This is a genomic window from Klebsiella sp. RCJ4 (assembly GCF_009025755.1).
Classification (GTDB): Bacteria; Pseudomonadota; Gammaproteobacteria; order Enterobacterales; family Enterobacteriaceae; genus Klebsiella; species Klebsiella michiganensis.
In genome coordinates, this window is the sequence record NZ_WCIN01000045.1 from 67,957 (window position 1) to 81,412 (window position 13,456).

At 50.5% G+C, this 13,456-nt stretch carries 8 protein-coding genes and 2 pseudogenes; 5 read left to right on the top strand and 5 right to left on the bottom strand.

What is annotated here, in order from left to right:
- Positions 1-69 (bottom strand): annotated as a pseudogene (locus F8562_RS25430) (IS1-like element transposase); the annotation flags it as partial.
- Between the two features lie 274 nt (positions 70-343).
- Between F8562_RS25430 and F8562_RS25440 the strand changes: the two are divergent.
- Positions 344-1,084 carry a tyrosine-type recombinase/integrase gene (locus F8562_RS25440; RefSeq protein WP_049594027.1) on the top strand — a complete coding sequence of 247 codons (741 nt, stop codon included), beginning with the start codon at positions 344-346 and terminating at the stop codon, positions 1,082-1,084.
- A gap of 801 nt (positions 1,085-1,885) precedes the next feature.
- On the opposite strand, the gene F8562_RS25445 is transcribed toward F8562_RS25440, so the two are convergent.
- The gene (locus F8562_RS25445) at positions 1,886-2,896 is read right to left on the bottom strand and encodes a RepB family plasmid replication initiator protein (RefSeq protein WP_049594028.1); all 1,011 of its coding nucleotides are present in this window, start codon (positions 2,894-2,896) and stop codon (positions 1,886-1,888) included.
- 740 nt (positions 2,897-3,636) lie between these two features.
- Here F8562_RS25445 and sopA point away from each other — a divergent pair.
- The gene (gene sopA, locus F8562_RS25455; RefSeq protein WP_000523815.1) at positions 3,637-4,803 is read left to right on the top strand and encodes a plasmid-partitioning protein SopA; all 1,167 of its coding nucleotides are present in this window, start codon (positions 3,637-3,639) and stop codon (positions 4,801-4,803) included.
- Positions 4,803-5,768 carry a ParB/RepB/Spo0J family plasmid partition protein gene (locus F8562_RS25460; protein ID WP_049594029.1) on the top strand — a complete coding sequence of 322 codons (966 nt, stop codon included), beginning with the start codon at positions 4,803-4,805 and terminating at the stop codon, positions 5,766-5,768. The genes sopA and F8562_RS25460 overlap by 1 nt, the downstream gene beginning before the upstream one ends.
- A 1,747-nt stretch (positions 5,769-7,515) precedes the next feature.
- Here the strand turns inward: F8562_RS25460 and F8562_RS25475 are convergent.
- The 3 genes and pseudogenes from F8562_RS25475 to F8562_RS25485 all read right to left on the bottom strand — a co-directional run bounded on the left by F8562_RS25475 (position 7,516) and on the right by F8562_RS25485 (position 9,425).
- A pseudogene (locus F8562_RS25475) lies at positions 7,516-8,328 on the bottom strand (tyrosine-type recombinase/integrase).
- Complete coding sequence (locus tag F8562_RS25480) at positions 8,325-9,032, bottom strand: hypothetical protein (RefSeq protein ID WP_064355340.1); 708 nt, start codon at positions 9,030-9,032, stop codon at positions 8,325-8,327. Before F8562_RS25480 ends, F8562_RS25475 begins: the two are co-directional and overlap by 4 nt.
- A 33-nt stretch (positions 9,033-9,065) precedes the next feature.
- Positions 9,066-9,425, bottom strand: a complete 360-nt coding sequence (locus tag F8562_RS25485; RefSeq protein WP_049593932.1) for a hypothetical protein — start codon at positions 9,423-9,425, stop codon at positions 9,066-9,068.
- A 571-nt stretch (positions 9,426-9,996) separates the two neighbouring features.
- On the opposite strand from F8562_RS25485, the gene pifC reads away from it, so the two are divergent.
- Positions 9,997-11,085 carry a transcriptional repressor PifC gene (pifC, locus tag F8562_RS25490; RefSeq protein ID WP_049593933.1) on the top strand — a complete coding sequence of 363 codons (1,089 nt, stop codon included), beginning with the start codon at positions 9,997-9,999 and terminating at the stop codon, positions 11,083-11,085.
- Position 11,086: 1 nt separating this feature from the next.
- Positions 11,087-13,354 (top strand): P-loop NTPase fold protein, encoded by a 2,268-nt coding sequence (locus F8562_RS25495; RefSeq protein WP_049593934.1) that lies wholly within the window; start codon positions 11,087-11,089, stop codon positions 13,352-13,354.
- Positions 13,355-13,456 lie beyond the last annotated feature (102 nt).

Genomic DNA, 13,456 nt, shown 5'->3' on the forward strand with positions numbered 1-13,456 from the left:
TAAGTGACGTAAAATCGTGTTGAGGCCAACGCCCATAATGCGGGCGGTTGCCCGGCATCCAACGCCATTCTTCTCTTCTTTTTCCTGCCTAACATGTACATCCTGGCATTACTCCAATTCTCCCAAAAACCGTAAAACGGCCCTCAGCCCGCGTCATGACTGGCTTCAGCGTGGATCTGTGCTCAAAAAGGATCCTTTACGTATTTGGTTTTACCCGCAATAATGCGGGATAAGACAACAAAAGGATCCGCGCGCTGCGATTTATTGTGATGGCAGGATCGGGCTATTCAGGTCAGAATAACTGTATCCATAACCAGTGCATGCGCTACGTGAAAAATAGCCGATGAACAACATCATTCCCCTGCAGAATTCACCAGAACGCGTTTCGTTATTGCCGATCGCCCCGGGTGTTGATTTTGCGACCGCGGTGGCACTCCGGCGGATGGCCACCTCAACAGGTGCCACGCCGGCTTACCTCCTGGCGCCGGAAGTGAGCGCCCTCCTCTGGTATATGCCTGACCAGCGTCACCACATGTTGTTCGCCACCATGTGGAATACCGGGATCCGTATCGGTGAAGCCCGGACGCTCACCCCGGAATCGTTCGACCTGGATGGTCTGCGCCCTTTTGTTCGGGTGCTGTCGGAAAAAGTGCGGGCACGTCGTGGCCGGCCGCCAAAAGATGAAGTGCGTCTGGTACCGCTGACGGATGCCAGTTTTGTGCGTCAGATGGAAAGCTGGATGGTCACCACCCGCCCCCGCCGGCGTGAGCCGTTATGGCCTGTCACGGATGAGACAATGCGCAACTGGCTGAAGCAGGCAGTGAAACGGGCTGAAGCTGACAACGTGCATTTTTCGATCCCCGTGACCCCACATACTTTCCGGCACAGCTATATCATGCACATGCTGTATCACCGGCAGCCCAGGAAGGTCATCCAGGCACTGGCCGGGCATAAGGATCCGCGCTCAATGGAAGTCTATACCCGGGTATTCGCGCTGGACATGGCCGCCACTCTGGCTGTTCCCTTTACCGCTGACGGTCGCGATGCCGCAGAGATCCTTCGTTCCCTGCCACCGCCCGGATGAGAATGTCGGGCAGGCGGCGGGGGTTTTCGCCGCTACGTGAAAGGGAAAAAGATAAACTCCGCGCCACAGGTGAGGCAGAGGCAATCCTTTCAAAGTCCCTCACCGTGCTGCGTGGTACTTATCCGGTATGAGCCGGGCATCATTTCCGTCCGGTTCTGGTCTCATACCGCATCACGTTCCCCCTCCCCCTTCTCATTGCACCATAACATCATCCGTATTAAGGAGGCCCGTCCTCAGATGACAGCTGGCATTTTCATACCGCAGACAATAAAACTCACTGAGATCCGGATATCAGCAGGAGTCCTGCGCGAGCAGGTTACAGTGAATGTACCTGAGGGGCCTTTCCAAACCGGCAAGCCTGGTCGTTATTCAGTACGAACATATCGTTGGGGACTGCGTCCGGGGCGGTTCTGACAGCCATGGGCTTTCTCTTTACGATTGCAGGCGGGCAGCGGGTACGACAGGATTAGTGAACTTCGGAGGACTGGTTTTAGCGGCAATGCGGGAATCAATGCTCTGCTGAGCGGTTTCATTCAGTGCGGACCGGGGATGTACTGAAATATTGACTGTGGGATGCAGTCATGTGGAGAGCATTCAGCTGGCCGGGTAACGCTCACGTCAAACTTACATACTGCAGTCAATATCAGCATATTCTGGCCAAAAATAACATACCGCAGTCAATATTGTCCGTTCTTCACAAGCAGGAAAGAGAGCGAATATTGACTGTGGTATGCGTGATGCATATCACAGTCAATAACTGATCACTTATGCATACGGCAGTCATGGTAATGCATATCGCAGTCAATTTACCGGCTTCATTGCCGAGAGCGCTTCAGCAAGTTTCTGAGGATCGATGCCTGCAGCCTTCAGAGCCTTAATGACTTCGTCATAATTCTGCTCCGGCGCCAGCTCCTCTTCCTCCCTGCGCGGTACCTTCACCGTCCCGCTGATGAGTTTGGGATTGCGATAATGCACACTGAAGTAAGTCGCCCGGCCACGTTTAAACTCGGTGTAATCCAGATAGCCGATATCCTGCAGCTGCTCCATCGCCTTTCGGACCGTGTGGTTCTGCGTATAGATGTTTGAGGTGAGATTCAGCCTGTCCCGCATACGTTTCATGGAGATAGGCGCGGGATTCTGGGGAAGGCTCTCGATGTAGGTATACAGAGCCTGGGCCGATTCCTTCCGCTGCAGGGCGTCAATCGCTTTCAGCCGAAGCAGTACCCGCCTGTCCATGTGGTAAAGCTCAAAGAGCTTGGGTTCAGCCTTGATCTCCACGATATCCTCGTTGATGTCATAATAGGCTGACTGCACCAGATGGGTGGTCCATCCTTTGGTCTCGCTCTGGAATTTCAGGGTAACCGAGGCGAGTTTAAACAGGGAATTACTGATGCGATCGCGCATTTTCTTGTTTGAGCGCCGGGAGTCAAATCCACACATCTTAACGAATTCAACGAACGACAGTTCCAGGGTATCACTTTTTACCCCATACTCTGACATGGAGCGAATGATCCCGAGCCAGACTTTAAAATCCGTGTCCATATCAAGACGCGAACCGGTGATCTTAACGTCGGTGTACCCTTCGCTTTTAGCAATGGACAGCTGTACAAGCTCCTCAGTGGCATCTGTGACGTTTTTCCGGTTTGCCTTACTCCTGGAGGTTGATTTCAGGGTTGGAACGAAGAGACCGAGCCTCATGAGCGCTACCGGCTGCACAGTACTGGTACTGTTGACATCCAGCTTAACAACTTCGCCGGTTGTCTTGTCCACTTCCTGAAGATTGAGAGGTAAGCTGTTATTTTCGCTCGTCATCTTGATCCTCAACGGTTATCCACAAAATAATGTCGTCATACGTATCGCAGTCAACGGATATACATACCTCAGTAAATACCGTTGCATATCACAGTATTAGATTTTGCATACAGCAGTCAACATTTTACATTCCACAGTCGATCCAGTATGACGTTCAGGCCAGTCACAGCGCCTGCTGCAGCGATCCGGGGATCTCTTTAGGATCTCAATATGATCTCTTTGGGATCAATTATTGGATCGAAGCAATGAATAACGCTGATCCATGCCCTATCTTCCACACTACATTCAGGGCCCTGCATGAATAACTAGAATGCCGCATGAGTAGCGCTCCCTGATTCAACATTAAATCTTGACTGCGATATGTAGAATCTTCTTTTGCTGTGAACCAGCCTTCAGCTTTTTAACTTCATACCATAGTCAATTTTTTACATATTACAGTCAATTTCATGAAGAGAGACTGATCCGGAGAAGTCGCCGGCATCGTAGCGTTCGTGCTTTGTGCAGCCTCTGTACTTTTCCGCTTCCTCGCCGCGTTCTCACTACGTGAGATCGCTTACTGCGGCGAGCGGCAGTGAGAAATATTGACTGCGGTATGTGATTCACTCCCTTTTCCCCGGTTTACTGCCTTCATTACCATCAGCTTTGCAATTTTCAGATGGCTTTGCGATTTTATTGTTGCTTTGCAAAAAATTCCAAGATTTAATAAAATAATGCAAAGCGATGATTAAAGGATGCTCAGAATGGGACTGATGGACACACTTAACCAGTGCATTACTGCTGGACATGAGATGACGAAGGCTATTGCCATTGCGCAGTTTAATGACGACAGTCCGGAAGCCAGGAAGATCACACGCCGCTGGAGAATAGGTGAAGCGGCGGATCTGGTTGGAGTTTCTTCTCAGGCAATCAGGGATGCAGAGAAAGCCGGCCGGTTACCCCACCCGGATATGGAAACCCGTGGCAGAGTTGAACAGCGTGTTGGTTATACCATCGAACAAATCAATCATATGCGGGATGTGTTTGGTACCCGACTGCGACGTGCAGAAGATGCTTTCCCACCGGTGATCGGGGTTGCCGCTCATAAAGGGGGGGTTTACAAAACCTCCGTTTCTGTTCACCTGGCTCAGGACCTGGCCCTGAAAGGTTTACGCGTCCTGCTTGTAGAGGGTAATGATCCTCAGGGCACAGCCTCGATGTATCACGGATGGGTGCCCGATCTTCATATACATGCTGAAGATACTCTCCTGCCTTTTTATCTTGGTGAAAAGGATGATGCCAGTTATGCGATAAAACCCACCTGCTGGCCTGGCCTTGATATCATTCCGTCCTGCCTGGCACTGCATCGCATTGAAACTGAGCTGATGGGCAAATTTGATGAAGGAAAACTGCCCACAGACCCGCATCTGATGCTCCGCCTTGCCATTGAAACGGTCGCTCATGACTATGACGTGATTGTGATCGACAGCGCACCGAACCTCGGTATTGGCACGATTAATGTCGTATGCGCTGCTGATGTGCTGATTGTTCCCACTCCGGCAGAGCTGTTCGATTACACTTCTGCACTGCAGTTTTTCGATATGCTTCGTGATTTGCTCAGGAATGTGGATCTTAAAGGCTTTGAGCCGGATGTCCGTATTCTGCTTACCAAGTACAGTAATAATAATGGTTCACAGTCACCGTGGATGGAAGAGCAAATTCGCGATGCGTGGGGAAGCATGGTTTTAAAAAATGTGGTACGTGAAACCGATGAAGTAGGTAAAGGCCAGATCCGCATGAGAACCGTTTTCGAACAGGCGATTGATCAACGTTCTTCGACCGGTGCATGGCGAAACGCACTTTCAATCTGGGAACCTGTTTGTAATGAAATATTTGATCGTCTGATTAAACCACGCTGGGAGATTAGATAATGAAGCGTGCACCCGTCATTCCAAGACATACAGCAAATACTCAGGCAGTTGAAGACACGACAGCGCCAGCTGCACCAATGGTGGATTCGTTAATTGCACGTGTCGGGGCTATGGCTCGCGGCAATGCAATTACGTTACCGGTGTGTGGTCGGGAAGTGAAGTTTACCCTAGAGGTGCTCCGGGGTGATGTTGTTGAAAATGCTTCCCGGGTATGGTCAGGTAACGAGCGTGATCAGGAACTACTGACCGAAGATGCCCTGGATGATCTCATTCCTTCATTTTTACTGACCGGTCAGCAGACTCCGGCTTTTGGTCGTCGGGTTTCCGATATCATTGAAATTGCAGATGGCAGCCGTCGCCGCAAGGCCGCTATCCTGACAGAAAGTGATTATCGTATTCTGGTCGGTGAACTTGACGATGAGCAGATGTCAGCATTGTCCAGACTGGGCAACGATTATCGCCCGACGAGTGCTTATGAGCGTGGTCAGCGTTATGCAAACCGACTGCAGAATGAATTTGCCGGAAATATTTCTGCACTTGCCGATGCGGAAAACATCTCACGTAAGATTATTACTCGCTGTATCAACACAGCCAGACTGCCGAAATCCGTTGTCGCCCTTTTCTCTCATCCAGGTGAATTGTCTGCCCGGTCAGGTGAAGCCCTTCAGAAAGCTTTTGCAGATAAAGAAGAATTACTGAAGCAGCAGGCCGTGACTCTCCATGAACAGAAGAAAGCGGGTGTCATCTTTGAAGCAGAAGAAGTCATAAGTCTTTTAACATCGGTACTGAAAACGTCTCCTGCATCAAGAGTGAATCTGAGCTCACGTCATCAGTTTGCGCCGGGGGCAACAGCATTGTACAAAGGCGATAAAATGGTTCTGAACCTTGACAGGTCCCGACTTCCAGCTGAGTGCATTGAGAAGATTGAAGCCATTCTAAGGGACCTCGAAAAACCGATCTCCTGATATGTAGATGTTTAATACTGACCTCTATTGCTTGTATTATCCCCTGTCTCTCTGATTTATTCCTCAGGCCAGTAAAACATCACTGGCTTTAACCTGCTTTCCATCATAACGTTCGTCAGCTACGAGAATCTTCCCGGGACCACGGTCCCACCTGCATCATCTGTACCGGCATTGTGCCCGGGACCATGGTCCCACCTGCACCAACTGTGCAGGAATTCTGTCCGGGACCACGGTCCCACCTGCACCAACTGTGCCGGCATTGTGCCCGGGACCACGGTCCCACCTGCACCAACTGTACCGGCATTGTGCCCGGGACCACGGTCCCACCTGCACCAACTGTGCAGGAATTCTGTCCGGGACCACGGTCCCACCTGCACCAACTGTGCCGGCATTGTGCCCGGGACCACGGTCCCACCTGCACCAACTGTGCCGGCATTGTGCCCGGGACCATGGTCCCACCTGTACCAACTGTGCCGGTATTTTGTGCGGGACCACGGTCTCATTTTTATCATTGGACCGATCACTCACAGTGATGTTTCACCCCCAAAGCTGAATTAACAGGTATTTGCAAACGAAGTCTTATTCTTACCCTGTCGGAATCTCTGCCAAAGCCTACTAGACAGGTTCTGCATGGCCCAAATCAATTCATCGTTCGGTCTGATTTTATTCCCTCAGTTAACACCACCTGGAACTCTTGGCTTCTAGCCTAGGAATTCGTTACAGATACTGATTAGATATGCAGCGATTTGGTTTTGACGTTCTGACATCAATTGCACCGGTTATAGCCGACATAAAATGGCCAAACTCGCTCATGTCAGTCGAACTCTGTTCGTCAGAAGCTGATGACTGTATCCCGATATGTTTGACTCATTCCCTGCTTCATCCATGGCCTGAAAAGCGCTGTGTTTGTTGATTTGTCCACGCCCGGGTATATATGCGACAACATCAAGAGAATCCTTGAGAACTAAATCTGCCTTAACTTTCGCCGTGAGAACGGAGACAACCTGAACCTTAATTTCTACCTTGGCAGAGGGCACGCCTTAACCACTGGTAAAATGAAAATACCGACAGCCGTTGAATAAGATATGTTTCCCGGCCTGTTGTAACATGCCATGGAGTTTTTCAATTTCAATGACAATGCTGACGATGTATCGTTGCGCTCTGACATTCACCTTTTCTGCCCAGAATTTAAAGCGGACGTCAAAAGTTTGCGTATTTTTCATGACGATAGACAAATACAGCAATGAGCACTCCGTCAGCGATATTCCCGGCGTCAGAAGAAAACTCATGACGTTATTACAGAACGACGTTATACAGTCATAATTACTATTAGACGGGATATCCCCTCTGCCGAGCTCTCTTCTTGGTGTTCCAGCCTTGCAGATAAATAGTGTTTTCCAGGAGCAGCTTTAACTGAACGAATAAACTTTCCATCAGTCACTGGTGTTTCACCGAGCTTCGTTTTTTATCCGATCAGGTGTTTTTAATATCCAGAATATTTTTTTCAGGTGATTGGGTATGCTTTCAAAACGCCCATCAGATAAAACTACGCCTTCTTTCAGCAGCTCCAGTAGCTCCTGCGCTGCTCTTTTGCGTTTATCCTGCCCTTTAAATTTATTACCTTGCGGGAATAATGAAAGGAATTCATCAATTACATTGAAGATGCTATTAAATCCAACCCTGTCAATATTCGGGCTTTGTTTATGTGCAAGAACTTCCCCTGCATTCCTTCAGGCTGGGGAGGATGTCAAGCTCTATGACCAAGATGAAACTTTTTCATCAGCTTAACGGCTTCATTTTCTGGCATTGCAAACCGGACGCGGTGCCGTGCCGCAACATCGATGGCAAAAGCTGTCGTATACACTTCCGTCGAGCTAATTGATTTGTGGCCCATCAGGCTCTGCAAAACCTTCCTTGGTATGTCGGCGTACAGCATGTGCATCGCGTAGGAGTGACGGAACGTATGGGAGGTTATCGGTACTGTGAACGTCACTCCGTCGGCAGCTGCTGTCTCCACCGCTTCGCTAAGCCAGGTGCGGACAGTACGGTCTGTGATCTCCTAGATACGCTCATCCTCCATTCTACCGGTGCGCTTGTTTCGTCTTTCCAGCGGAATTTTCAGAGTGGCCACCATCATCTGCAGCTGACTGACATACTGATGATCAGAAAGCGGAACCAGGCGATGAACCTGACTACCGCCCGACGCTCGACCTCCCGTTCTGGCCGCTTTCTCGGTGCGCTGCTTGAGCGTGGCCAGCTGCACGAACGGATACGGCGGCGCCAGCGAAAAATCCCCCCGGGTCAGCGCCAGCGCCAGCTCCTCGTTGATGCGCGCGCCGGTGTTCCAGAGAGTTGCCAGCAGCATCTAGCGGTGAAGATCCGGCACGTAATGGAGCAGGGCGCTTATTCCCGAAGCCAGTAAGTATTTCGGCAGTTCATCATGCACAATGGCCATCTGTCGAAGTGCCAGCGCTGCCGGGTAGTCGATTGCAACCGGCAATAATAATGGTGTAACGCCACCAGTTGCAGCTGGAAATCCATGCAAAGCTGGTAATGTCATTGTGAATATCCATTCAAATCGTGGGGAGGAGGTATCTGAGCTAAAGCAACCTGAAGTTTAGCATTGCTTTGCGCATATCTGAGGCCTCGCTCAATACTCTGACCAGCCGCAATACATAACTGTGGCCACAATGACCATTTACGATCTTCTAGGCGGTCAGTAGGCATTGAGCACAGTCTTCTGAGCTGGCGGGACAGGTGAATGGCCCTGATGCCCAGACGGCTGGCCTGATTATTCAGCTCAATAATGCCGTCGTTGTCATAAGGGGAACTTTCAATAAATGCAGTATTTACTATCGAGACTGACTCTTCCCTGAGGACCTCAAGTTGTTGTAGCTGATATAAGAGATCTGCAGGCAAAGAGCGCCAGTCTCCGGAAACCGAAGCGTAGCTCAGTTCAGGAATAAAATAATTAGCTTTATATCTGGCATCCTCATCTCGATCCCCCTGATCTAACGCAACGGGCAGACAACGCTGTGCAAATCGCTCAAGCAGAAATACCAGTTCGGTGGCAATGAAGAGGCGTTCACTGGCCAGCTTCGCTGCTGCAGCGTCCTTCTCCCGTTGAGTTATCAGTTTCTGTCCGTACCACACGCCACCGAATGCCGCACCGGCAGATGAAACCGCCGTAACGATCTGCGGCCACAGACTGGCGCTGTCCTTCACCACCTTCACGCCCTCAGTCGCAATAAACCAGTCAGCCATATGTGTTCCTTTATTGATACATCACGCCCACCGTCAGGGTTGTTCAGCCGCAGCGCGGGCGATCGCATCTACTGCTTGTTTAACCGAAAAGGACAATCCATCCGTATCTTTCGGTGAAAAATGTACCCAATAGCACAAATACGTACCGTAGTTCTGGTCGGTATGACGAGTTTCATAATTTACGCTGAATGCATAAATCTCCCGGTTGCCCAGGGGATAGTCTGTGATTTCGCAGTAACGCAGATAAAGAACGCGCAATCCATCAAACAACTCTCCCTCTTTCAGCGGGCCCACTGCTTTGACTGCTTCACGCTGATCCATGAAATAGTCCACGGCGGCTTTTTTGGTTTTAAATTCCTTCTTACCTATCTTCACTGGTATTGAACGTCCCATTCTGATCTCCTTCTGGTTTGCTGGCAAACAGTCAAGCAGAGTAATTATGCAGCGCAGCATAATTAGCTTCGCACAACCCTGCATCTGTCACCCTGATGATTTTCCCGTTCCGACATCATTTTTATGCTGATAATAAGCAGTCATATAACAAATGCGTTAAATTACCGGATGACCATTCCGGTCTGATCCGATTTTTACGCTATTTCACTTTTTCCGGAAATGTGCCACTGTCTGGGAAAAAGCAAAGCGGCAATATCGGCCGTTGAGCAGCAGGTCACGAATAGGGTGCGGAATACAACATATAGCGTCACTGTCATCTGAAAACACCACTACATCTTGTGCTTGTGTTGCCGGGCCGCTGTGCGCCGGTGGGGTTCGCAAAGATCCGGAACTCAGGGTTTTCGGATCTCCGCTGAAATTAGAAGGGATATACATTACTGTAGCGGTATAATCATCACATTTAGTAATTAATGATGCATCACAATTTTGGAGATCAAAACAAATTGATTAATGGATAACAATAAAATGCTAGGTTAGCATGAAGAGAAAAACAAACATGCAAGGAACGATGATGCTCAGCCAGCTTAACCTGCGTTTTCACAAAAAGCTGATCGAGGCGCTGAAAGTGCGCGCCGGTCGCGAAAATACTTCGGTCAACGCCCTGGCCGAACGCTTCCTCGATGACGGCCTGAAAACGGTCGCGCCCGGCGACGGGTATTTTCAGCTGGTCGCCGATCCTGAGGCTACGGTCCGGCAGCTGTACCGGCATATCATTCTTGGCCAGACCTTAGGCACGTCAGCGCTCTCCCGCGACGAACTGCACTTTGTCCTGGTTCACGCCAGGGAGGCCTTCCTGCGCAGGCATAACAGGCTTGCCACCCTCCCGGCTCTGGACACGCTGCTGGACATCACCGGCGACCTGCTGGCCTGGCAGGTGGAGCACGATCGCCCTGTGGACGGTCACTACCTGAAGGGGATTTTCCGCCTGACCGGGAAAAACTGGACGGAAGAGTTTGACGCCTTCCGGGCAGAGCTGCGCCCCGTTGTGGACCAGATGTATGCCGAACACCTCCTGCGTCCGCTGGAGAGCGACTGCTTCAACCTCGCCGATATTCCCGACAGTGCTCTGGCTGGGATTTTCACCCTGCCGCGGCTGAAAACCGTTTTCCCGCTGATGCTGCGCGGGCTGGACTGGAGCGGGGAGAAGGCCCGAGATCTGGCTCAGGAGCTGCGCCCGGTGATCCCGGCCGTCACGCAAACCATTGAGGCCGGTACGCTGCGCCTGGAGATCCGCATCGACGGCCAGCACCCCGGCGCGCGCCCGGGCGCCTGGTATGAGACACCGCGGCTGCACCTGCTGATCACCGGCCAGGACTTCGTGGTGCCGTACGGCTGGGAAGCGTTCTCCGAATTGCTGGGCCTGTTCACGCTGTACGCCCGCCATCCGGAAGCCCTGGCGCACGGCCACCAGGGCGAGCGCGTGATGTTTTCCCCGCCCGGACATGTCACGCCGGAGGGATTCTTCGGGATCGACGGGCTTCGGATATTTCTCCCGGCAGAGGCCTTTGAGTCGCTGGTCAGTGAACTCACAACGAAATGTGCTGAAGGTACGTTGGCGGAGGCCCTTACCGGGATGCGCTGCCTGTACGGAGATCTGTAGTATGAAAATACGAAGACAGTTGTGGAACCGAGAAGGGCTTGATGCGGCAGTCGAATCTGCGGCTGATGACCGTTACGGATTCAAAACCATTGCTGAAAATATTGCCCAAAGCGTCCTTTCCCTCCCGCTGGACACTTCGAACGTCATTGGAATTGAAGGGGCATGGGGATCGGGTAAAACTAGCTTGCTGAATCTGATATTAAAAAGCCTTAATCAGACAAAGGATGGCCACACGCATGTGCTGCATATTTCCCCCTGGCTGAGCGGCAGCAGCCCGGTTGAAGCGCTCTTTCTTCCTGTGGCCACGGTTATCCAGCAGGAAATGGAAAAACGCCATCCTCCGAAGGGTCTCAAAAAACTCTGGCGTAAATATCTGCTGTCGCCGGAAGCGCAGCAAGTGATTGAATATGCACAGAATACGTCGTCACGAGTCCTACCGCTGGTAGAGTATATCGGGCAGTTTTCCCGTATTGTTAACGGAATAGCTGGCGGGATAAAAGTCTTTACCGGGACGCGTTTCGCAGTAAATCAAAAAACAACCACTAAACTGCGGGCGGAAATTGCACAACAACTGGTCAGTCTAGATCAGAAATTCATTGTCGTTATGGATGACCTAGATCGTCTTGAACCGTCCCAGATTGCAGAAGTGTTCAGGCTGGTACGCGCTGTGGCCGATCTTCCACGCTTTACGCATATTCTTTGTTATGACAGGAACATCATCACGCATGCTGTTGAGCATGCACTGAATGTCGAGGACGGGAACCGTTATCTGCAGAAGATTATTCAGCTCAGTTTTAAGATCCCACGACCCGAAACTTTCGATCTCCGCTATGAATTTGGTAAGCGGGCTGCCGATTTATATGAGCAAATAAATCATCAACGGCCTGATGCTGCAATGTTAGATGATCTTGCCAAGGTGTCCGATACATATGGTGCAGCATTATCCACTCCCCGTGAGATACATCAGGCTATGAACTCCCTCATTTTCCTTTATCCAGGAATGCGGGATTTTGTGTATTTTCCTGATTTGTGCCTGCTTCAGCTTATAAGGGTGACTAATCCAGCCCTGTATGACTGGACCGAGCATTATCTTACAGAGCGGGTAGTGGTAGAGACAGGTCAGGGGGCACTTGCTGACGGAGAAAAAGAACTGTTTCAGCAGGAGCTTGTCACCCTACTGAAGAGATTTCGGGCGTCCGGCGCAAGCTCATTTTTGACGCTCGCACACTGGATACCGGGGATCAACGGGCATGATGATGAACATCTGAATCTCTTTGAGCCGGTCAGTGAGGATTTTCGTCATAACCAGACGACCGGTAAGCGACTCAGCAGCGTGACGCACTGGCGATATTATTTTGCTTTTTCTGCGCCTCAGAATGTATTGCCGTCTGAGTTTTTCGATCGACTTTTTGTGCTGGCCGCTCTACCAGAAAAGGAGTCGCAACTGTCTGAACAGCTATTGTCGAAAATAAGCAGTGAAGGCAGCATGACCGGTACCTGGTTCGAACATATTCTGAGCAGGCTGACTCCGGGCCTGATAAGAGAACATACTTTCGAAGAGTGTGCAGGGCTTGTTAAGTTTTTCTTCGATCACACGGATGAGGTCAGCACTCGCTTCCGAACCCGTAACCCATGGTTTTCGCTGCGTGAAATGGGCATTAATCAGGTTGTAAGGCACTTGCTGAAGCATATGCTGAAACTCGACGAAGCCAGAACGGCTGCGTTACTGGAGACGTTCGTCAGCAGTGGAACCTCGCCATTCTGGACAGCAGATTTTATGCGGGATCTTATCTGGGAACACGGTCTGGCTCAGAACAGGGTTTCCAGTCCTTCTGAGGCTCTGCTGAGTCGTGAGATTACCGAACAGCTCCGCGACAGATTTGCTGCCCGTATGGATCAGGAAGAAATCCGGGGTCAGTTGCTTTCACGTCAGTCACTCCTGGGATATCTGTATGCATGGAAAGAGATGAGTTCGCTGGAAACGGTCAAAGACTGGGTACAAGAGGTTTCTTCGACTGATCATGGGCTTATCGATTTATTAATGAGCTTACGAACTAACGTATTCAGTTCAGATAAAGGCGCATACAGGCGAATTGATCATGATCAGGTTAAGGACTTTTTTGATGACTGGGATGGAGTCAGACAGCGTGTCAAACAGGTGTTAGAGGATAAAGTGTTAGATCCTGAACTGCTGAAACTTAAAAGTGACATGGAAGTAAATTGGGTTGACCCTTTCCAAACGGACATCCCTGCCTTAAAGTCGGACTGACAGAAAGAAAAGGCCGCAATGCGGCTTTTTTTATAATATTAAGGGGCATATGCGTGTTAAGTTTTTCTTTATCAAAAGGAACACCGGCATACGCCAGCTCGT

What these genes read in the sequence shown, in the direction of transcription:
- pifC (WP_049593933.1), top strand. Translation starts at nt 9,997, where the DNA reads ATGCTCAGCCAGCTTAACCTGCGTTTTCACAAAAAGCTGATCGAGGCG.
- F8562_RS25480 (WP_064355340.1), bottom strand. Translation starts at nt 9,032, where the DNA reads ATGGCTGACTGGTTTATTGCGACTGAGGGCGTGAAGGTGGTGAAGGAC.
- sopA (WP_000523815.1), top strand. Translation starts at nt 3,637, where the DNA reads ATGGGACTGATGGACACACTTAACCAGTGCATTACTGCTGGACATGAG.
- F8562_RS25440 (WP_049594027.1), top strand. Translation starts at nt 344, where the DNA reads ATGAACAACATCATTCCCCTGCAGAATTCACCAGAACGCGTTTCGTTA.
- F8562_RS25495 (WP_049593934.1), top strand. Translation starts at nt 11,087, where the DNA reads ATGAAAATACGAAGACAGTTGTGGAACCGAGAAGGGCTTGATGCGGCA.
- F8562_RS25485 (WP_049593932.1), bottom strand. Translation starts at nt 9,425, where the DNA reads ATGGGACGTTCAATACCAGTGAAGATAGGTAAGAAGGAATTTAAAACC.
- F8562_RS25445 (WP_049594028.1), bottom strand. Translation starts at nt 2,896, where the DNA reads ATGACGAGCGAAAATAACAGCTTACCTCTCAATCTTCAGGAAGTGGAC.
- F8562_RS25460 (WP_049594029.1), top strand. Translation starts at nt 4,803, where the DNA reads ATGAAGCGTGCACCCGTCATTCCAAGACATACAGCAAATACTCAGGCA.